17 protein-coding genes are annotated in these 19,983 nt (G+C 69.8%); 12 read left to right on the top strand and 5 right to left on the bottom strand.

The genetic code is table 11. The annotated features are described in order from the left end of the window. Position 1 precedes the first annotated feature (1 nt). From glmU to AC1DP3_RS02430, 6 genes are all read left to right on the top strand, one after another. The gene (gene glmU, locus AC1DP3_RS02405; protein ID WP_477290931.1) at positions 2 to 1,474 is read left to right on the top strand and encodes a bifunctional UDP-N-acetylglucosamine diphosphorylase/glucosamine-1-phosphate N-acetyltransferase GlmU; all 1,473 of its coding nucleotides are present in this window, start codon (positions 2 to 4) and stop codon (positions 1,472 to 1,474) included. After that, positions 1,449 to 2,483, top strand: a complete 1,035-nt coding sequence (locus AC1DP3_RS02410; RefSeq protein ID WP_477290933.1) for a ribose-phosphate diphosphokinase — start codon at positions 1,449 to 1,451, stop codon at positions 2,481 to 2,483. Before glmU ends, AC1DP3_RS02410 begins: the two co-directional genes overlap by 26 nt. Positions 2,484 to 2,575: 92 nt before the next feature. Beyond that, a complete protein-coding gene (locus AC1DP3_RS02415; protein WP_477290935.1) occupies positions 2,576 to 5,263 on the top strand; it encodes a cation-translocating P-type ATPase in 2,688 nt (895 codons plus the stop codon). Between the two features lie 143 nt (positions 5,264 to 5,406). Next, positions 5,407 to 5,838, top strand: a complete 432-nt coding sequence (locus tag AC1DP3_RS02420) for an FMN-binding protein (protein ID WP_477290937.1) — start codon at positions 5,407 to 5,409, stop codon at positions 5,836 to 5,838. A 5-nt stretch (positions 5,839 to 5,843) separates the two neighbouring features. Continuing rightward, on the top strand, positions 5,844 to 6,713 hold the full coding sequence (locus tag AC1DP3_RS02425; protein WP_477290939.1) for an FAD:protein FMN transferase: 870 nt from the start codon (positions 5,844 to 5,846) through the stop codon (positions 6,711 to 6,713). Then, the gene (locus AC1DP3_RS02430) at positions 6,710 to 8,287 is read left to right on the top strand and encodes an FAD-dependent oxidoreductase (protein ID WP_477290941.1); all 1,578 of its coding nucleotides are present in this window, start codon (positions 6,710 to 6,712) and stop codon (positions 8,285 to 8,287) included. The genes AC1DP3_RS02425 and AC1DP3_RS02430 overlap by 4 nt, the downstream gene beginning before the upstream one ends. Before the next feature lie 102 nt (positions 8,288 to 8,389). On the opposite strand, the gene AC1DP3_RS02435 is transcribed toward AC1DP3_RS02430, so the two are convergent. Continuing rightward, positions 8,390 to 9,922: a sensor histidine kinase gene (locus AC1DP3_RS02435; RefSeq protein ID WP_477290943.1), complete on the bottom strand. Its 1,533-nt coding sequence runs from the start codon at positions 9,920 to 9,922 to the stop codon at positions 8,390 to 8,392. A 14-nt stretch (positions 9,923 to 9,936) separates the two neighbouring features. Continuing rightward, on the bottom strand, positions 9,937 to 10,671 hold the full coding sequence (locus AC1DP3_RS02440; protein WP_477290945.1) for a response regulator transcription factor: 735 nt from the start codon (positions 10,669 to 10,671) through the stop codon (positions 9,937 to 9,939). A gap of 198 nt (positions 10,672 to 10,869) precedes the next feature. On the opposite strand from AC1DP3_RS02440, the gene AC1DP3_RS02445 reads away from it, so the two are divergent. The 4 genes from AC1DP3_RS02445 (at position 10,870) to AC1DP3_RS02460 (ending at position 15,587) form a co-directional block, all read left to right on the top strand. Next, positions 10,870 to 12,324, top strand: a complete 1,455-nt coding sequence (locus AC1DP3_RS02445; protein WP_477290947.1) for an ABC transporter permease — start codon at positions 10,870 to 10,872, stop codon at positions 12,322 to 12,324. Positions 12,325 to 12,379: 55 nt separating this feature from the next. Continuing rightward, positions 12,380 to 13,108, top strand: a complete 729-nt coding sequence (locus AC1DP3_RS02450) for an ABC transporter ATP-binding protein (protein WP_477291847.1) — start codon at positions 12,380 to 12,382, stop codon at positions 13,106 to 13,108. Positions 13,109 to 13,186: 78 nt separating this feature from the next. Continuing rightward, positions 13,187 to 14,200, top strand: a complete 1,014-nt coding sequence (locus AC1DP3_RS02455; protein ID WP_477290949.1) for a magnesium and cobalt transport protein CorA — start codon at positions 13,187 to 13,189, stop codon at positions 14,198 to 14,200. A gap of 46 nt (positions 14,201 to 14,246) precedes the next feature. Continuing rightward, positions 14,247 to 15,587 (top strand): FAD-binding oxidoreductase, encoded by a 1,341-nt coding sequence (locus AC1DP3_RS02460; protein WP_477290951.1) that lies wholly within the window; start codon positions 14,247 to 14,249, stop codon positions 15,585 to 15,587. A 39-nt stretch (positions 15,588 to 15,626) separates the two neighbouring features. Here the strand turns inward: AC1DP3_RS02460 and gndA are convergent, their stop codons facing one another. Further along, on the bottom strand, positions 15,627 to 17,231 hold the full coding sequence (gene gndA, locus AC1DP3_RS02465) for an NADP-dependent phosphogluconate dehydrogenase (protein WP_477290953.1): 1,605 nt from the start codon (positions 17,229 to 17,231) through the stop codon (positions 15,627 to 15,629). Positions 17,232 to 17,376: 145 nt separating this feature from the next. Next, positions 17,377 to 17,499 carry a hypothetical protein gene (locus AC1DP3_RS02470; RefSeq protein ID WP_477290955.1) on the bottom strand — a complete coding sequence of 41 codons (123 nt, stop codon included), beginning with the start codon at positions 17,497 to 17,499 and terminating at the stop codon, positions 17,377 to 17,379. Between the two features lie 347 nt (positions 17,500 to 17,846). Between AC1DP3_RS02470 and AC1DP3_RS02475 the strand changes: the two genes are divergently transcribed. Together AC1DP3_RS02475 and pth are read left to right on the top strand one after the other, a co-directional pair. Then, positions 17,847 to 18,479: a 50S ribosomal protein L25/general stress protein Ctc gene (locus AC1DP3_RS02475; RefSeq protein WP_477290957.1), complete on the top strand. Its 633-nt coding sequence runs from the start codon at positions 17,847 to 17,849 to the stop codon at positions 18,477 to 18,479. A gap of 99 nt (positions 18,480 to 18,578) precedes the next feature. Then, positions 18,579 to 19,160, top strand: a complete 582-nt coding sequence (gene pth / locus AC1DP3_RS02480; RefSeq protein ID WP_477290959.1) for an aminoacyl-tRNA hydrolase — start codon at positions 18,579 to 18,581, stop codon at positions 19,158 to 19,160. A gap of 21 nt (positions 19,161 to 19,181) precedes the next feature. On the opposite strand, the gene AC1DP3_RS02485 is transcribed toward pth, so the two are convergent. Further along, a complete protein-coding gene (locus AC1DP3_RS02485; protein WP_477290961.1) occupies positions 19,182 to 19,931 on the bottom strand; it encodes a hypothetical protein in 750 nt (249 codons plus the stop codon). Positions 19,932 to 19,983 lie beyond the last annotated feature (52 nt).

Genomic DNA, 19,983 nt, shown 5'->3' on the forward strand with positions numbered 1-19,983 from the left:
CATGTCAGACACCGTCGCGGATCCGTCGCTCGCCGTCATCGTCCTCGCCGCCGGGCAGGGCACGCGCATGAAGTCGTCGCTGCCCAAGGTGCTGCATCGCATCGGCGGGCGGTCGCTCGTCGGCCATGTGCTGGCCACGGCCCAGGGCCTCGCGCCGGCCCGGATCCTCGTCGTCGTGCGGCACGAGCGCGATCTCGTCGCCGACGCCGTTCTCGCGGATGCCCCCGAAGCGGATGTGATCGACCAGGACGAGATCCCCGGCACCGGGCGCGCGGTCGAGATCGCGCTCGCCCAGCTCGAGTCGTTCGACGGCGACGTGCTGGTGCTCAGCGGCGATGTGCCTCTGCTCGACCACGACGCCCTCTCGACGCTCGTCTCGCGGCATCGGGGCTCCGGTGCCGCCGTGACCGTCATGAGTGCCAGGGTGGACGACGCGACCGGCTACGGCCGCATCATCCGCGGCTCCGCGGGAGACCTTGAGCGCATCGTCGAGCAGAAGGATGCGACCGAGGACGAGGCATCCGTCTCCGAGATCAACGTCGGGGTCTATGTCTTCCGAGCCGCGTCGCTGCGCACCCATCTTGCCCGGGTCGGCACGGCCAACGCGCAGGGCGAGAAGTACCTCACCGACGTCGTGGGGCTCCTTCACGCGGCGAGCCTGCCGATGGCCGTCTCGACGGCTCCGGATGCCGCAGCCGCACTGGGCGTCAACGACAGGGTGCAGCTGGCCGAGGCCGCCCGGATCCTGAACGCCCGCACCGTGCGGCGCTGGCAGCTCGAGGGTGCGACGATCCTCGACCCGGCGACGACGTGGATCGACGTCACCGCGACGCTCGCCCCCGACGTCACCGTCCTGCCGAACACGCACATCCTTCGCGCCACCGTCGTCGACTCCGGCGCCACCGTCGGGCCCGACACGAGCCTGGTGGACTGCGAGGTGGGGGAGGGTGCTGTCGTCACCCGCGCCGATGCCACGCTGGCCGTCATCGGGGCCCACGCGAGCGTCGGGCCGTTCGCCTACCTGCGTCCCGGCACGGTTCTGGCCGCGAGGGGCAAGATCGGCACCTTCGTCGAGACCAAGAACTCGACGATCGGCGAGGGCAGCAAGGTTCCCCACCTGTCGTACATCGGCGATACGACCATCGGTCGGCGCGTCAATCTCGGCGCCGGCGCGATCACCGCCAACTACGACGACATCGCCAAGCACCGCACCGAGATCGGCGATGAGGTGCACTCGGGCTCGCACAACGTCTTCGTCGCGCCCGTTAGGATCGGAGACGGTGCCAAGACCGGCGCCGGGGCGGTCATCCGAGACGACGTCCCGGCCGGTGCGCTGGCATTGAGCGTCGCTCCTCAGCGCATTGTCGAGGGGTGGGTCGAGAAGAACCGACCGGGAACGGGAGCGGCCGAGGCTGCCGCCCGCGTCCGGTCCGCACAGAAGGCGGACGATGGGTCGCAAGACGAAGACGATTGAGCTCGACCGCGGCAATGACATCGCGCCGGGACTCGTCGCCAAGACCAAGAAGCGCCTGGTCGTCGCCACCGGCCGATCTCATCCGGGCCTCTCGGAAGAAGTCGTAGAAGCGCTCGGCACCGAACTCGTCCCCACCGAGTACCGCACCTTCGCGTCCGGCGAGATCCTCACCCGCTTCGAGGTGTCGATCCGCGGCTGCGACTTCTTCCTGATCCAGACCTTCGGCCCTCCGGTCAACGAGTGGCTGATGGAGACGCTGATCATGCTGGATGCGGCGAAGCGCGCGTCCGCGAAGCGCATCACCGTCGTGGCCCCGTACTACCCGTACTCCCGGCAGGACAAGAAGGGCCGCGGCCGAGAGCCGATCAGCGCCCGCCTGGTCGCCGATCTCCTGAAGACCGCCGGAGCGGACCGGGTGATGAGCGTCGACCTTCACGCCGCGCAGATCCAGGGCTTCTTCGATGGCCCCGTCGACCACCTCTTCGCCAAGCCGGTGCTGCTGGAGTACTTCGAGCGCACGCTGAGCCAAGAGGATCGCGCGCTCCTCACCGTGGTCTCGCCCGACACCGGCCGGGTCCGCGTCGCAGACACCTGGTCGGACAGCCTGGGTGCGCCGCTGGCGATCATCCACAAGCGCCGCGACCCGAACGTGGCGAATCAGGTGACGGTCAACGAGATCGTCGGCCAGGTCGAAGGCCGCGTGTGCCTGCTCGTCGACGACATGATCGACACCGGCGGAACGATCGTGAAGGCAGCCGAGGCCCTCAAGGCGAACGGTGCCGTCAAGGTCATCGTCGCCGCGACCCACCCGATCTTCAGCGACCCGGCCGCGGCTCGCCTCCAGAGCGACGCGATCGACGAGGTGGTGGTGACCGACACGATCCCGCTTCCGCCCGAGAAGCGGTTCGAGAAGCTGACGATCCTTCCGATCGCACCACTCCTCGCCCGCGCGATCCACGAGGTCTTCGAAGACGGATCGGTCACGAGCATGTTCGACGGGGCGGCCTGAGCGAGCCCGCCGCCCGACTCGCGTGACGAGCCGGGATCATCGCCGGGGAACGTGTCGAGGTGCCATAGCCTGACCCTGTCGAAGGGATCGCCATGGCATCTGAGATCACCGAGGCGCAGCTGGTCGTCGCCCGGCCGTTCGCGCTCGACGTCGATGAGGTCGTCCGCGAGCTCGGCGCTGACCGCAAGGGACTGACATCCGACGACGCCGGCGCCCGCCTCGCGCTGGTGGGGCGCAACGAACTGCCCGAGCCGCAGCGGAAGCCCGCGATCCTGCGCTTCCTGGCGCACTTCAACGACACCCTGATCTACATCCTCATCGCCGCCGCGGTCATCAAGGCGCTCATGGGCGACTGGCTGGACTTCTGGGTCATCATGGCCGTGGCGATCATCAACTCCACGATCGGCTACATCCAGGAGGGCCGGGCCGAGAAGGCTCTCGCCGGAATCCGCGGGATGCTGTCGGCCGATGCGAGCGTGCGCCGCGACGGAGCCTGGGCAACGGTGCCGGCGGCCGAGCTCGTGCCGGGCGATGTCATCCGGCTCATGCCCGGCGACAAGGTGCCGGCGGACGTGCGCCTGCTGCAGGCGTTCCAGCTTCGGGTGGACGAGTCCGCCCTGACGGGCGAGTCGGTGCCTTCGTCGAAGGTGACCGATCCCGTCGCCGCCGACGCCGGTGTGGGCGACCGCACCTCGATGGCCTTCTCGGGAACGTTTGTCTCGGCGGGGCAGGGTCGGGGCATCGTGACCTCGACCGGCTCCACGACCGAGATCGGCAAGATCCAGACGCTCGCCGACGAGGCGGGCGAGCTCGCCACCCCCCTCACTCGGCAGCTCGACGACTTCGGCCGGGTGCTCACGATCGTCATCCTGGCGATGGCCGCCGCGATGATGCTCATCGGCAGGTTCCTGCACCAGATGCCGTTCGACGAGCTGATCTCGGCCGCCATCGGGTTCGCGGTCGCCGCCATCCCGGAAGGGCTGCCGGCCCTCGTGACGATCACGCTGGCCCTCGGCGTGCAGCAGATGGCCCGGCAGAACGCCATCACACGCAAGCTCCCCGCCGTCGAGGCGCTCGGCTCGGTGACGACCGTGTGCTCCGACAAGACCGGCACGCTGACGAAGAATGAGATGACCGTCCGCCGGATCGTGACGCCGCTCTCCACCTACGACGTGACGGGGCTCGGCTACGACCCGAAGGGCGAGATCGTCCCCGAGGGAGGCGCCACCCCCGGCGGTGATCTGACCGCGATCCTCGCCGTCGCCATGCTCTGCAACGATGCGCACATCGTGCAGGACGAAGGCGGTCGGTGGTCGCTCGTCGGCGAGCCGACAGAAGGCGCTCTCAAGGTCGTCGCCCTGAAGGGACGTCTGGACTCGGGCGGTTCGCGTCGCGTCGGCGTCGTCCCCTTCGACTCGGCGAACAAGTTCATGGCGACCCTCGACGAGGGCGCCGACGGGTCCCGGGCGATCCTCGTCAAGGGCGCCCCCGACCGGCTGCTCGAGCGGTCGCGTGTCCAGCGCGGTGCTTCCGGGGCCGAGCCGCTCGATATCGTCCGCTGGGAGGCGGTCATCGATGAGCTGAGCTCGCAGGGCCTCCGCGTCCTCGCCGCCGCCCGCAAGCCGGTGCGCTCGAGCACCGACGAGGTCGCCGTCGAAGACCTCCGCGACCTCGAGTTCCTTGGGGTCTGGGGGATCGTCGACCCGCCGCGTCCCGAGGCGATCGACGCGATCGCCGACTGCCACACCGCCGGCATCAAGGTCAAGATGATCACCGGCGACCACGCCGGCACAGCGCTCGCGATCGGCCGCGAGATGGGGCTCGTGGCCGGCGAGGAGGTGCGCATCCTGACGGGAGCCGAGCTCGAGGCACTCAGCCAGGAGCAGCTCAAAGAAGTGGTGCGGGATGTCGACATCTACGCCCGGACGAGCCCAGAGCACAAGATCCGGATCGTCCGCGCGCTTCAGTCGCACGACGAAGTGGTGGCCATGACCGGTGACGGGGTCAACGACGCCCCCGCGCTGACGCGGGCGAACGTCGGCATCGCGATGGGCATCAAAGGCACCGAGGCGACCAAGGAAGCCGCGGAGGTCGTGCTCGCCGACGACAACTTCGCCACGATCCGCAGCGCCATCGCCGAGGGTCGCCGCATCTACGACAACCTGCGGAAGTCGGTCGTCTTCCTGCTTCCGACCAACGGCGGTCAGTCGCTCATCATCCTCATCGCGGTGGTGTTCGGCCTCACGCTGCCCCTGACTTCGGTGCAGGTGCTGTGGGTCAACATGGTCACGGCGGTCACGCTGTCTCTCGCGCTCGCGTACGAACCCGCGGAGCGCGGCATCATGAAGCGGCCTCCTCGGCCGAGCGGCGGTCCGATCATCAACGGACGCGAGCTCCTGTTCGTGCTCATCGTCTCGTTCCTCATCGGCGGCGCCGCCATGGGCGTCTTCTACGGGGTCGCTGCCACCGGGGTCGACGTCAGCTACGCACGCACCGAGGCTGTGCTCATGCTGGCCCTCGGGCAGCTCGCGTACCTCCTGAACTGCCGCTTCATGTCACGCTCGAGCGTCACAATCGACGTCTTCCGCGGCAATCGCATGATCTGGATCTCGGCGGCGGCGCTCGTGGTGCTTCAGCTGCTCTTCACGTATGTCCCGGTCATGAACACGCTCTTCGAGTCGCAGCCGCTCGCCGCGCAGTCGTGGATCCTCCCGATCGTCCTGTCCGTCGTGATCTTCTTCGCCGTGGAGATCCTGAAGGGAGTATTCCGCCGTCGCTGAGCCATTCGGTCCGCGACGAACGCAATCCACGTGCATTCACGCGCATTCAAAGGGTCTTCATAGCGTGAACCGGACGGGCACCTGGCTCGTGTCCTCTAGCGTGGCAGGAGACCCCGCCGAGAAGCGCCGCCGAAGGAGCCTGAATGATCCGCAGCACCGCCGTACCCCGCACCGTTCGTGTCGGAGCCGCAGCAGCGGGCGTCATCGGGGCGGTCGCGCTCTCCGGCTGCGCGGCATCCGGTGCTGATGCCGCCGGCGGAGGCGCCGACCAGGCGCCGAGCTACACGGATGGCACCTACACGGCCGAGGGGTCGTATGCGACGCCGGAGTCGGTGGAGACGATCTCGGTCACCGTCACGCTCGAGAGCGATGTCATCACCGCTGTCGAGGTATCGGGCGACCCGCAGGCACGGGAGTCCGAGGAGTATCAGGGCAAGTTCATCGGCGGCATCTCCGACGCCGTCGTCGGCCAGGACATCGACGACATCTCGGTGAGCCGCGTCGCGGGCTCCTCGCTCACAAGCGGCGGCTTCAACAAGGCGATCGAAGACATCAAGTCCCAGGCCGCGGGCTGAATGCCGTGAGCGACGGCTCACGCTCGTCCTGGCGATTCGAGGCCATCGGGACGGCGTGGGAGATCGAGACGCCGCAGGCGCTCCCCGCGGCGGCACGAGCATCGGCGGCCGCGCGCATCGACGCGTTCGACCGGGAGTGGTCTCGGTTCCGGGACGACTCGGTCGTGTCGGGGCTCGCCCGTGCAGGGGGCTCGGTCCCCGCTCCGCCGGACGCCGCCGACATGCTCGGCCTGTACGCAGAGCTCTCCGCGGCCACCGACGGCGCGGTCAATCCGCTCGTCGGCGCGGCCCTCGCCCGCCGCGGGTACGACGCGCGCTACTCGCTCGTCGATCACGGCGCGTCAGCCGCACCCGCAGGCTGGCGCGACATCCTCACGTGGTCCGCCACCCGACTGACCCTCGCCGAGGCCGCGGTGATCGATGTGGGCGCGCTCGGCAAGGGGCGCCTGGTCGACCTCGTCATCGAGGCGCTCTCGCCCTGGGCCCCCGACGACGTCGTCGTCGATGCCGGGGGCGATCTCGCCGCCAGAGGCGAGCCGCAGCGCGTCGGCCTCGAGCATCCGTACGACTCCCGCCGTGCGATCGGGGTCATCGAGGTGGCGGATGCCGCGCTCTGCGCGTCGGCGACCAACCGGCGTGCATGGGGCGACGGCCTGCACCACGTGCTGGACGCCCGCACCGGGGAGCCGGTCTGCACCATCGCAGCCACGTGGGCGGTGGCCCCGACCGCGATGGTGGCCGATGCGCTCGCGACCGCGCTCTTCTTCGACGGCGGACCGCGCCTCGCCCACGAGCGCGGTGTCGAGTGGGTGCGGATGACCACGGACGGCCGGGTCGAGTGGTCGCCCGGCAGTAGGGCAGAGTTGTTCGGGTGATCGGACCCCTCACGTCGCTCTGGAACCGTGTCTTCGCGGTGCTCGGGCGTGTCTCGATGTATCGCCTCGTCTACCTGTGCCTCGCCGCGCTCGCGGTCATCGCGCTCCTCGTCTCGTTCACCGGCATGATCGCGCCGACGGCGCTCGAGCTCGTGGTGACGCTCGTGGTGCTCTCGGCGGTCTGCTCCGTGACGGATGCCGCCGCTCAGCGGATCGTCGGACTCCCATGGCGGATCGAGTCATCGCTCATCACCGCGCACATCCTGCTCTTCGTCCTGCGCCCGACCCTCGACCTGGCGGCACTGGCCGGAATCGCGATCGCCGGGATCGTGGCCTCCCTCTCGAAGTACCTGCTCGCGTGGCGCGGCCGCCATATCTTCAACCCGGCGGCCGTGGGCGCCACGGTGCTCACCGTGCTGAGCGTCTGGTGGCCAGAGCTCGGCTCGTCGTCCTGGTGGATCGGGACTCCGGTGCTGGCCGCTCCGGTCGTGGTGCTCGGACTGCTCGTGCTGCTGCGCACCGAGAAGGTGCGGATCGTCGCGGTGTTCCTCGTGGTCTCGGTCACCGTCGCCGTCCTCCGAGTCTCGGCCCAGTACCAGGCACTCGGAACCGACTTCCCGGTCTCCGAGGTCTTCTGGCAGGTGCTGTGGTCCTCACCCTTCCTCTTCCTCGGCGCCTTCATGCTGTCCGAGCCGCTCACCATGCCGCCTCGCCGCTGGCAGCAGCTGACGATCGCGGCGATCGTCGGCGTCCTGGCGGGCTGGCCGATCCCGGTCGGCGACATCACTCTGGGCCAGGAGCGTGCCCTGCTCGTCGGCAACGCGGTCGCGTTCGTCTTCGCCTTCTCGCTGCGCTCGGCCGTGCGGCTGTCGCTCGTCTCACGCATCGACCTGACTCCGACGGTCCGGCAGCTCACCTTCCGCACGCACAGCCGTCTCGCCTTCCTCCCCGGCCAGTACCTCGAGCTCGAGGTGCCCCACCGGCATCCGGATGCCCGCGGCACGCGACGCGAATTCAGCATCGCCTCCGCGCCCGAGGATCTGCCCGAACTCACCGTCGCGTTCCGCGAAACCGGGGCTTCCGGCGCCAAGCCGCAGTCCTCATACAAGAAGGCGCTTGCGGAGGTGTCCCCGGGTGCCGTCCTCGCCGTGACGGGTGTCTGGGGAGACTTCCTCCTCCCGAAGCGCACCTCCAGCCCCGTGCTGATGGTGGCGGCCGGCATCGGCATCACGCCGTTCGTCTCGCAGCTGCGCCATGAGCGGCTCGCGGCAGTGGACCGTGATGTGGTGCTCGTGTACGTGGCGTCCGAGGCGTCCGAGCTCGTCTACCGCGACGAGCTCGAAGCGACGGGGGTGCGGGTGGTGGTCTTCACGCGTGACCGTCCCCGCGACCTGCCGTCGCACTGGAAGTGGGCGCGCGGGGTGCGATTGGACGCGGAGGGGCTGCTGCAGGTCGTCCCCGACATCGCCGCGCGCCACGCGTACATCTCGGGTGCGGCCGGGCTCATCGCAGAGCTCGCCCCCGCGCTCGAGAAAGCCCGCTCGATCACCACGGACGCGTTCTCCGGCTACTGAGGCCCCTCTGTCGGCGAGGCAGGGGATCCTGTCGAGACGGGGCTTCGCGCCGCCCGGCCTCGGCAGAACGCCCTGCCTCGACGGATCGACCAGGGCGCGGTCTCAGGCCGGGTCGGCGGGCCGCCCCGGCAGCCGGACCTCGAACGTCGTATCGCCGGGTGCGCTCTCCGCCGTGATCGTCCCTCCGTGCGCCGATACGATGGCTTTCGCTATCGAGAGCCCGAGTCCGGTGCCGCCGGTCTTGCGCGCGCGTGACCGATCCGCGCGTGAGAAGCGCTCGAACAGCTCGTTCCGGAGGGCCGGATCCACCCCCGGCCCGTCGTCGTGCACCCGCAGGACGGCATCCCGGCCCTCGCGTGACACGGTGACCGTCACCGTCGTCCCGGCCGGGGTATGGGTGCGGGCGTTGGCGAGGAGGTTCGCGGCGACCTGGTGCAGCCGGCTGTCGTCGCCCGCGATGACCACGGGATCTTCGCCGACGTCGAGCTTCCAGACATGGTCGGGGCCCGCCGGCCGGGCGTCAGCGACCGCCTCGATCGCGAGCCGTGTGAGGTCGACCGAGCTGTAGACGAGCTCCTGCCCCTCGTCCAGGCGGGCGAGCAGCAGCAGATCCTCGACGAGGGTCGTCATGCGCAGCGACTGCGCCTGGATGCGCTGGAGCGATTCGCCCGTCGTGTCGATGGTTCCCTCCATCGGCATGCCGGACGCCTCCGCCTGACGCAGGGACTTGAGGGAGAGCTCCGAATAGCCGCGGATGGAGGCCAGGGGAGTGCGCAGCTCGTGGCTGGCATCGGCGACGAAGCGCCGCATCCGCTCCTCGTTGCGCTGCCGTTCGTCCAGTGACGCGTCGACGTGATCGAGCAGCGTGTTGAGGGCGTGGCCCACCCGCCCGATCTCGGTGCGGTCGTCGGCCTGGTCGTCGGGAACGCGCTCGTCGATCGAGACGGCGCCCTCCGACATCGGCAGCGAGGCGACGCGCGTGGCCGTGTCGGCGACAGCCCTCAGCGGGGCGAGTCCGGCGCGCACCACGAGCGCGATCGCCACACCCAGCAGCACCAGTCCGGCGGCGGTCACCAGCAGCACCGCCGTGATGATCTGGGTGATCGTCTGCTGCACCTCGCTGAGCGGCAGGCCGACCACGACGACGTAGTTCTGCATCTGGTACGCGTACACGCGGTACTCGCCCAGACTCTCGACGGTGACGGAGGCGTAGCCGGCATGAGTGACCGCATCGGCGACGTCGTCCACCTGCGCCTCAGTGAGCTCCTCGACCTCGTTCTCGGAGGCGACCACGGCGCCGGTGGCGGGTCCCGACGCAGGGCTCAGCACGAGCAGCACGCCCTCCTGCTGACGCCCCTCCGCCAGCACGTCCTGCGCCGTCACCTCCTGCGTCGCGCCGGGGGGACCCTGCATGCGAAGGAGAGCGGATGCTGTCACGTTCGCGGTCTCACGGACCCTCGCGTTGAGGTTCTCCTGCAGGATCTGCCCGAGGAACGCGCTGATCGCGACGGCGATGCCGATGAGGATGAGTCCGACGATCGCGGTGATCGTCACCATGAGCCGCGTCTGCAGGCTCCAGGTGCGGCGCCGCCGTGGGGTGCGAGGAGCCTCGCCCTCGTCCACAGGCGGGGTCACGGCATCCGGTGTCATCACTGCGGGGCTTTGATCATGTACCCGACCCCGCGCACGGTGTGGATGAGCGGCTCCCTGCCCTGGTCGATCTTCTTGCGCAGGTACGAGATGTAGAGCTCCACCACCGAGGAGCGACCGCCGAAGTCGTAGTTCCACACGCGGTCGAGGATCTGCGCCTTCGATACGACCCGGCGCTGGTTGCGCATCAGGTACCGCAGCAGTTCGAACTCGGTCGCGGTCAGCTCGATCTGCTGGCCGGCACGCTCGACCTCGTGGCTGTCCTCGTTGAGCGAGAGGTCGGCGACGCGCAGGATCGGCTCGGCGTCGTTCGCCATGGCGGTGCCTGCGCGCCGCATCAGCCCGCGCAGGCGGGCGACGACCTCTTCGAGGCTGAACGGCTTGGTGACGTAGTCGTCGCCGCCGGCGGTGAGACCCGCGACCCGATCGCTCACCCCGTCCTTCGCGGTGAGGAAGAGCACGGGCACGTCGTTGCCCGAGTGCCGCAGTCGCTGGAGCACGGCCATGCCGTCGAGGTCGGGCATCATGACATCGAGCACGACGGCGTCCGGATCGAACTCCCGCGCGGCCTGCAGCGCCTGGAAGCCGGACGCGGCGGCGCGGACCTCCCAGCCCTCCATGCGCAGGGCCATCGAGAGCAGATCGGTGAGCATCTGCTCGTCATCGACGACGAGCACACGCAGCGGCGCACCGTCGGGTCGGTGCAGAGCAGGAGAAGGGGCTGTCACGGTCATGCCGCCATCCTGAGCCGCTTTCCTATGCGACTCCTATGCGCCATCCTATGCGTCGGCTGTTAACCCGTCTCGTGGGCCGTCCGCTTGGGCGGGCTGCCGCCCATATGTCTTCCATAGCCTTCCCAGAACGCGCGCATGAACGGGGTCCCTAGCTTGATCCCCGACGACCGGCTCCCTTGCCCGGTCGAGAGGAGACCCATGTACTGGACCTATCTGCGGCGGGAGCTGTCCGGCCGCAAGAAGCAGACGATCATCGTCGCGACCGGGCTCGCGATCGCCATCGCCCTCGTGATCATCGTCAACGCCCTGTCGGCCGGCGTTCGCGACGCGCAGGCGCAGGCCCTCGAGTCCGTCTACGGCGTCGGCACCGACCTCACGGTGACCGGAGCCGCCGTCGAGCCGGGCCAGGGCGGAGGCCCGCAGTTCGACTTCGATCAGGATGCCGGCCAGACCGCCGACGACGGCACCACTGCGCTCAGCCAGTCGCGCCTGATGGCCGACTTCCGCCGCGGCACCCTCGAGACCTCCACCGTCGACACGGTCGCAGGTGTGGACGGCGTGGCCGCGGCATCCGGTGCCCTCAGCCTCACCAACTCCACCTTCTCCGGTGAGCTGCCGCAGCCGCCCGCCGCCGAGCAGCAGGGCGGCACCGCGCAGGGGGAGGCGCCGCAAGACGGGGCTCGCGGCGGCTTCGGCGGCGGATCGTTCGATGTCGACTCCTTCACCGTGCTGGGCGTGGATCCCGACCAGGCATCGGTAGGACCGCTCGCCTCGGTGGAGGTGACCGACGGGCGCGCCCTCAGCAGCGACGACGCCGGTCAGGCCGTCGCCGTGGTCGATGCCACCTACGCCGCGACGGCGAGCCTCTCCGTCGGCGGCACCATCGACGTCGGAGGCACCGACATGGAGGTCGTCGGCGTCGTCTCGTCGACCGGAAGCTCGGCCGACACCGCGTCCAACGTCTACATCCCGCTCGATGTGGCACAGGACCTCTCCGGCGCCGGCGATGTCGTCTCAACGGTGTACGTGCAGGCCGAGTCCGCCGACCAGATCGGCGCCGTTCAATCGGCCATCCAGCAGGAGCTTCCCGACGCCACGGTCAGCTCGCAGTCCGAGCTCGCCTCCACTGTCTCCGGTTCGCTCTCCAGCTCGACGGCCCTGATCACCAACCTCGGCACATGGCTTTCGATCATCGTGCTCGCCGTCGCGGTCGCGCTCGCGGTGCTCTTCACGATCTCGGGCGTCTCCCGGCGCACCCGGGAGTTCGGCACCCTCAAGGCGATCGGCTGGTCGAACGGCCGGGTCGTCGGGCAGGTCGCAGGCGAGTCGGTGGTGCAGGGCCTGATCGGCGGCGCGATCGGCCTCGTCGTCGGGCTCGCCGGGGTGTGGGCGATCAACATCATCCAGCCCACGATCTCGGCAGCGCCGTCCGCGCAGGAGTCGTTCGGCGGCGGACCGGGCGGAGGAGGCCCCGGCTTCATGCAGGAGCTCTCGTCGACGACGACCGACATCGTCCTGACCGCGCCCCTCACGGCGTGGGTGATCGTCGCAGCGGTGGGCCTCGCCATCGCCGGCGGGCTGATCGCCGGCGCGTTCGGCGGCTGGCGCGCCGCCCGGCTGAGCCCCGCCGAAGCACTGCGGTCGGTGGGATGAGGCAGCCATGGACCACACGCAGGACACGCGCATCGCAACGACAGGAGACGAAGAGATGACCATGATCGACACCTCCGCGGAAAACGCGGAGCAGCCCAGCATCCCGCCGCTCTACCGGCTTTCCGGAGTGACGCGCACCTACCACCAGAAGGAGCGCGTCGTGAGGGCTCTGGCCGGCGTCGACCTCGAGATCGCGACGGGCGACTTCGTCACGATCCAGGGGCCGACCGGGGGTGGCAAGTCGACCCTGCTCCAGCTGCTCGGAGCGCTCGACCGGCCCTCGACGGGTTCGGTCGTGCTGGGCGAGACGGATGCCGCGACCGCCTCGAACGCCGAGCTCGGGCGGCTGCGCGCGGAGGAGATCGGATTCGTCTTCCAGGGCTTCAACCTGATTCCCACCCTCACCGCGCATGAGAACGTCGACATGGCGCTCGAGCCGCTCGGCCTCTCGAAGCCAGAGCGGACGCTGCGCGTCACCGAGGCGCTGACCCACGTGGGGCTCGCCGATCGTGCCGACCATCGTCCGGGCGAGCTGTCGGGCGGTCAGCAGCAGCGCGTCGCGATCGCTCGGGCGATCGTCAAGCGACCCCGCGTGCTGCTTGCCGACGAGCCCACCGGAAACCTCGACGAGAGCATGCGCGATGAGATCCTCTCGCTGCTCGAGGCGCTGAATGCGGAGGGGCTGACGCTGATCGTCGTGACCCACGACTCAGCCGTGGCCCGCCGTGCGCGGCGCCGACTGCGGCTCGACCAGGGCTCCGTGAGCGACATCACCCACGGCTGACGGCCCATCCGCGCACGGGCGTCCGCAGAGGCGCGCCCGTGCGCGGATGGCCGCGGCCCCGGCCGTAGGGTGGGCTCCATGGCGGTGATCGACTCGGGTGTGTACGTCGGCGGCACGCGGGTGGGAGGACGCCTGGAGCCGGTCGACGCCGTCCGAGAGGCACGGGCACAGGGCGGCATCGCCTGGATCTCGCTCAGCCGCCCGAAGCCGGAAGAGCTGCAGAGCCTCGCCGCGCTCCTGAAGCTGCACCCGCTCGCGGTCCGGGACAGCCTGAAGGGACACCAGCGCAGCAAGCTCGAGCGCTACGAGGACCTCCTGTTCGTGGTCCTGCAGCCGGCGCGCTACTTCGACGATCGGGAGACGGTCGAGTGCGCCGAAGTCGATCTCTTCGTCGGACCCGACTACGTGCTGACTGTGGACAGCGACGATCACATCGATGACGAGGTGGTCCGGGCGAAGCTCGAGCACCACCCCGAGATCCTCGCGAAGGGCACGCTGGCGGTGCTGTGGGCGATGCTCGAGCACGTCCTGCTCGAGTACCGGCCGGTGCTCGCCGGCGTCGAGAACGACATCGACGAGATCGAGGACGAGATCTTCTCGCACGACGAGGGCGTCACACGGCGCATCTTCAAGCTCGAGCGCGAGGTCATCGACCTGCAGCACGCGACCTCACCGCTGCCCGAGATGCTCGCGCGCGTCCAGGCGGAGCTCGTCCACGCGGGGGACGCCTCGACGACTCTGCCCTTCCACGAAGTGGAGGACTCGGCGCGGCAGGTGACGGACCGGGTGGGTGCCTTCCGTCAGACGCTCGCTTCGGCGCTCGAAGTGCACTCGACGCTCGTGGAGCAGGCCAACAACGAGGCCATGCGCCGGATGACGGAGTTCAGCATCACGCAGAACGACCAGGTCAAGAAGGTGTCGTCATGGGCGGCGATCCTCTTCGCGCCGACCCTGGTCGGAACGATCTACGGCATGAACTTCACATATATGCCTGAGCTCGACTGGCGTTTCGGATATCCGATGGCTCTCGGCCTCATGGTGGCGACGAGCGTGAGCCTCTTCTTCGTGTTCAAGGGCCGCGGCTGGCTCTGAGCGTCCGGGCCTTCAGGATGTCGGTGCCGGTCGCTAGCGTGCCGGTATGGAACTCGCACCCCTTCGAACGGCTGTGTCCGGCGCGGTCCTCGCGGCCCAAGACGAGGGGTGGGATGCCGCGCGCACGTCGCACGCCGGCACCGGCCGCCCCGAAGTGATCGTCAGAGTGTCGAATGTCGACGATGTCTCCGAGGCGGTCCGGTTCTCGGCCGCGGCCCGGCGCGACCTCGTCGTGCGCGGCGGAGGACACAGCGCGTGGTGCACGCTCGATGACGGGGTCCTGCTCGACCTCTCGGCCCTCGACGCCGTCGAGATCATCGCCGATCCGGATGGCGGCGCCCTCGTCCGCGTCGGCGGGGGTGCGGTGTGGGGTGATGTCGCGCACGTCCTCGCCGAGGCAGGCCTCGGCATCAGCTCGGGCGATACGGCATCCGTCGGCGTCGGAGGGCTGACCCTCGGCGGCGGGATCGGCTGGATGGTCCGGGCCTGGGGCCTGGCCGCCGACCAGCTGATCGGAGCGCAGCTCGTCACCGCCGCGAGCGAAGTGATCGAGGTGTCTCCGTCGTCGCACCCTGAGCTGTTCTGGGCGCTTCGCGGCGGAGGCGGCAACTTCGGCGTCGTGACGCGCTTCGACTTCCGGGCCCACCCCCTCCCCGGCGTCGTGTTCGCCGAGCTCGGCGTCACGGGTGACGCCCGTCCCGTGCTGAGCGTGCTGCGTGATGTCCTGGCCGTCGCCCCGCGTGAGCTCACGGTGACCTACCTCGACGTGCCCGCGATGGATCCGAGCGCCCCGGCCGGCGCGACGATCGGCGCGTGCTGGGCCGGCGACGACGCGGCCGCTCTGCGGGCCGCGCTCGCACCTCTCCTCGCTCTCGACGGCGTCACGGAGCGCGAGCTCGGCGTGCGCGAGTACCCCGACATCCTTCTCGATGCCCCCGCTCCAGAGCCGGGCCAGGTGCTCCCGGGGTTCATCGGCGGCAACACGCTCGTCGAGGTCCTCGACGACGGCTTCATCGACGCCCTGGCGGCGTTCCGCGAGGCGAGCGAGGCATCCGTCCTCTTCCTGCGCTCACTGGGCGGTGCCTATGGCGACGTGGCAGCGGACGCGAGCCCGTTCCCCGCCCGCGGGGCGACCTGGTTCGTCATGGCCGGCGGGTTCGACATTCCCGGTCTCATCGATGACAGCGAGCGGCAGCGCCTTCAGACATCGTGGGATGCGATCGAGGCGCGGGGCGCCGGGGTCTACGGCAACTTCACGACGACGACCGACCCCGCGCTCGCGAGCAAGATGTACACCCCCGAGACGATGGCGCGGCTCGCGGCCGTGAAGGCGCGGTGGGACCCGCACAACCTGTTCTCGCGCAACCACAATGTGGTTCCCGCCTGACGGGTCGCGGTGAGCGGCCCGTCGGGCGGCGAACCCGTGTCAGTGCGTGTCTTCGGCTTCGATCTCGGTGCGGTCGCCCGACCACAGCGTGTGGAAGGTGCCGGCCTTGTCGATGCGCTTGTAGGTGTGCGCGCCGAAGAAGTCGCGCTGCCCCTGGATGAGAGCCGCGGGCAGGCGTTCGGCACGCAGTCCGTCGTAGTACGCGAGTGAAGACGAGAACGCGGGGGCCGGGATGCCGGCACCGGCGGCCGACGACACGATCCTGCGCCACGCACCCTGAGCGCGCTCGAGCGCCTCGACGAAGTACGGGGCGGTGAGCATCACCGCGAGGTCGGCCTCGGCGGCGTAGGCGTCGGCGATGCGGTTGAGGAACTGGGCGCGGATGATGCAGCCCGCGCGCCAGATCTTCGATACCGCTCCGAGGTCGATCGTCCAGTCGTACTGTGCGGCGCCTGCGCGGATCTCGTCGAAGCCCTGCGAATAGGCGACGATCTTCGACGCGAACAGGGCGAGGCGGACGTCCTCGATGAACGCGTCGGCGTCATCGACCGAGAGGCCTTCGGCCGGCCCCGGAAGGCCGCCCGAGATCTCGCGCTGCTCGGGGTGGCTCGACAGCGAGCGGGCGAAGGTCGCCTCGGCGATGCCCGACACGGGAACGCCCAGATCGAGGGCGGTCTGCACCGTCCATGCGCCGGTGCCCTTGGCGCCGGCCTGGTCGAGGATGACGTCGACGAGCGGCTTTCCGGTCTCGGCGTCGATCTGGCGCAGGACCTCGGCGGTGATCTCGATGAGGTAGGACTCGAGCTCGCCGCTGTTCCACTCGGTGAACACGTCGGCGATCTCGGCGGGGGTCTTCCCCGTGCCCCGGCGGATCAGGTCGTACGCCTCGGCGATGAGCTGCATGTCGGCGTACTCGATGCCGTTGTGCACCATCTTGACGAAGTGGCCGGCGCCATCGTGTCCGATGTGGGTGACGCACGGCTCGCCCTCGGCGACCGCGGCGATCGAGCGCAGGATCGGGCCGAGGGTCACCCACGACTCGTCAGGGCCGCCCGGCATGAGGGAGGGGCCGTTCAGCGCGCCCTCCTCGCCGCCCGAGACGCCCATGCCGACGAAGTTCACGCCCGTCTCGCGGACAGCCTTCTCGCGACGGATCGTGTCGGTGAACAGCGCGTTGCCGCCGTCGACGATGATGTCGCCCGGCTCGAACACCTCCAGGAGCGAGTCGATGACGGCATCCGTCGGTCCACCCGCCTTGACCATGATCACGGCCGTCCGCGGCTTGCTGAGACGCTCGGCGAACTCCTCGTACGAGAACGCGGGCACGAACTCGGCCTCAGGATGCTCGGCCAGGAGCTCGTCCGTCTTGGCGCGGCTGCGGTTGAACACGGCGACCGAGTTGCCCTCGCGGCTCGCGAGGTTGCGAGCGAGGTTCGAGCCCATCACCGCGAGGCCGACGACTCCGATGTTCGCCGTCGGCTGCGGGACGCCGTCGGGCCCGGTCGGAGTGGGAGCGGGGCGCTCGACCTCTTCGGGAGCAGGTGCGCCTTCGTGCGCGACAGTCGCTCCGGCCGGTGCGTCGTCGCGGTCCGTGGAGACCTTGGTCTGGGCGGCGGGGTCGGCGTTCGAGGGCGTCTGGGACACACGTGCTCCTTGGATGGATCTCGCAGGGGTTGAATTCCAGCCTAGAGTCTGGCGCACCGGTGTTACGTGCGAGGGGCCGGGCCTTCACCGAGCGAGACGCGGAGATGTGAGGACGCGAAGAGGTCGGAACATCCGGCCCCGGGGCCTACTGCTTGCGGTACGCCGCACGCCCCATCGACCACATCGCCAGCACAGTTGCGACGGCCCCGATTGCGGCCATGGCGCCGATGAGCCACAGCACGATGTGGGAAGCGAAGCCGTAATCCATGGAGTCCTCCGTGCGGGATGGGTGAGGTCTTCATCGTAGCGGGGTTACTCCTCGCGCCCCCAGTCAGCGGCTGCGCCGCCCCCTCCCTGTTTTGATCGCGGGGAGATCCCCGCGAGGACTCGCTGACGCTCGTCAGCGGCTGCGCCGCCCCCCTGGTAGACTCAACAGTTGAACTTCGGCGAGGGATGCCTCGCGCCGGCTGACACCGGCTGCGGCATCCGTGATCGACGCGGTGATCAAGGCTCACGGCTTTCCTCACGCGCTCGCGTTCGAGTCGAATCCAGACCCCATACGCCAGGCCCCGCGCCTGCAGACGAACGGGCCCGCGAGCCCGCAAGGAGAACAACATGGTCACCGAGACCGACACCAAGGTCCACGCCGAACCCCGCGAGAACTTCGGCAAGGGCTTCGCCCGTCGCCTGCGCGCCGCCGGCAAGATCCCCGCCGTCATCTACGGCCACGGCACGACCCCCGTCCACGTCGCACTGCCGGGCCACCAGGTCTCGCTGCTCATCCGCCGCGCCAACGCGGTGCTCGAGCTCGAGCTCGACGGCAAGCAGCAGCTGACGCTGGTCAAGGACGTCCAGAAGGACCCCGTGCACCAGATCATCGAGCACATCGATCTGCTCGTGGTCAAGAAGGGCGAGAAGATCCAGGTCGACGTCCCGATCCTCATCGTGGGCGAGCCCGCCGGTGACGCCATCGCGAACCTCGACGCGACGAGCGTTTCGCTCGAGGTCGAGGCGACCCACATCCCGCAGAACATCGAGCTCGACGTCGAGGGCCTCGAGGACGGCACGCACATCACCGCCGCCGACCTGAAGCTGCCCGCGGGCGCGACCCTTGCCGCCGAAGGCGACCTGCTCATCGTCGCGATCGCGGTGCCCTCCAGCGCCGCCGCCGACGAGATCGAGGCTGCCGATGGCGCCGCCGCGTCGGAGCAGTCCGCCGACTCCGACACCGCTGAGGCGTCCGAGTAACAGCTGTTCAGACGACGAGGGGGTGCGGATGCCGCGCCCCCTCGTCGCTTTCGGTGCGGGGTGCGCAGGCTCGCACCTGGGTTGGGGAGGATGGATCGCATGGCGGACACGTGGCTGGTCGTGGGGCTCGGAAATCCGGGGCCCCGCTACGAGCTGACGCGGCACAACGTCGGACAGCTCGTCGTCGACGAACTCGCGGCCCGGCGTCGCGAGTCGTTCAAGCAGCACAAGGCGAACGCCCGCACCGTGGAGACGTGGCTGCGCCCGGGCGGCGCCAAGATGATCCTCGCCAAGCCGAACTCGTTCATGAACGTCTCGGGAGGACCGGTGGCGGGGCTCGCGAAGTTCTATGGCATCGAGCCCGATCGGGTCGTCGTCGTCCACGATGAGCTCGACATCCCGTTCGACACGATCAAGCTCAAGGTCGGCGGCGGACACGGCGGCCACAACGGCGTCCGCGACGTCGCGAAGGCTCTCGGCACGGCGGACTTCCCGCGAGTGCGGGTGGGCATCGGCCGGCCGGTCGGGCGCCAGGATCCGGCGGACTGGGTGCTCGACCCGTTCGGTGCGGCAGAGCGGCCGAACCTCGGCATCCTGATCTCCGACGCCGCCGACGCGGTCGAGCAGCTCATCGGCGAAGGTCTCGTCGCGGCGCAGCAGAAGCACCACGCGCCGCGCTGAGCGTGGACCCCTGGGGGCGGTTCAGCCGGCCAGGCCGGCGCCCGCGGCGATGCCCATCGCGAGGAAGACGCTGACGGCGATCGCGAAGGCGATCGGCGCGGTCCCCGCGAGGACGACGGCGCCGATGCCCGCGCCGCGACCGCGGTTGGTCACGAGCGCGACGATCCCCTGGGCGAGCGCCCACAGCCCCAGGACCGTGCCCACCCAGAACGCCGTCTCGCCGAGCAGGACCCAGTCGCGCACCGGCGAGAGCACGCTCCAGTCGAAGTCGGTGCTCATCGGTGCCGCCGCGATCCTCCTCGCCGCGCCGAGCCCGATCTGGTACGCGGCGATCGCGACCGCGATGGTCGGCACGACGAGAGCGACGATGCCCGCCACCAGCGCCACCACGCCGAGCGCCTTGCCCTTCCCGGGAGCCGCCAGCGGACCTCCGTACGCGGGCTGCGCGACGCTGGTCGGTGATCCGGCGGGCGCGGAATAGGGAGCGGCGTAGGGTCCGGGATGCGCCTGTGCGGGGGAGACCGGATAGCCCGGATACGCGCTGGGTGACGGGTACGCGCTGGGTGACGGGTACGCGCTGGGTGACGGGTACGCGCTGGGGGACGGGTAGGGGCCGGCAGGCGGATACGCCGAGGGCTGTGCGGCGGGAATCCCCTCGGCACGCGCGGCAGCCTCCGCGGCCGAGTACGGGGGCAGCGGCGGGGGATCGGATGCGGGCACCTGCCCTTCGGGGGGCGGCACCGGAGAGCCCGGCGGGACAAGGTCGCTCACGGACTCATCCTAGGAGCGGCCCCCACCCATCCGGTGTCGGCCACCGACCGTA

The organism is Microbacterium sp. P5_B6, assembly GCF_056400345.1.